At 71.3% G+C, this 780-nt stretch carries 1 protein-coding gene; it reads left to right on the forward strand.

Features of this window, described 5'->3' with window-relative positions:
* The coding region (locus NS220_RS18810; protein WP_275934694.1) for a helicase-related protein at positions 1 to 780 on the forward strand (780 nt) is incomplete at both ends.

Below are 780 nucleotides of genomic sequence, written 5' to 3' on the forward strand. Positions count from 1 at the left end.
CCGGGTTCCCCCGCCCCCGATGAAGCGACCGACGGCGAGTGGTTCTCCGAGCGTCCTGAGAGCACCGAGATGGCCGGGTCGGTCTGGCCGCACGTGGAAGAGGCGATCGTCGACCGTATCCTCGAGCGGCGCTCCACCATCGTCTTCGCGAACTCGCGGCGCCTGGCGGAGCGCCTCACCGGGCGCCTCAACGAGATCTACGCCGAACGCGTCGGGATCGATGTGCCGGAGCCGACGGTCCCCGCCGCGATGATGGCGCAGGCGGGGTCGTCCGCGGGTGTCTCCGCGATCCTGGCCAAAGCCCACCACGGCTCGGTCTCCAAAGAACAGCGCGCCCAGGTCGAAGACGAGCTGAAGTCCGGGGCGCTGCGCTGCGTCGTGGCGACGAGCAGCCTCGAACTCGGCATCGACATGGGCGCGGTCGACCTCGTGATCCAGGTCGAGGCGCCCCCGAGCGCGGCATCCGGTCTCCAGCGCGTGGGACGCGCGGGGCACCAGGTCGGCGAGGTGAGCCGCGCGGCCCTCTTCCCCAAGCACCGCAGCGACGTGCTCCACACCGCCGTCGTCACCGAGAGGATGCTCGCCGGGAAGATCGAGGCCATCGCCGTTCCGCAGAACCCGCTCGACATCCTCGCGCAGCAGACCGTCGCGGCCGCGGCACTCGGCTCGATCGACGTCGAGGAATGGTTCGACACCGTCAAGCGCAGCGCCCCGTTCCGCTCGCTGCCGCGCTCGGCCTACGAGGCCAACCCCCACCTGACCCCCGCACGGTCCCCCTCC

Origin of the sequence: Microbacterium testaceum (assembly GCF_001476655.1) — a bacterium.
Classification (GTDB): domain Bacteria; phylum Actinomycetota; class Actinomycetes; order Actinomycetales; family Microbacteriaceae; genus Microbacterium; species Microbacterium testaceum_C.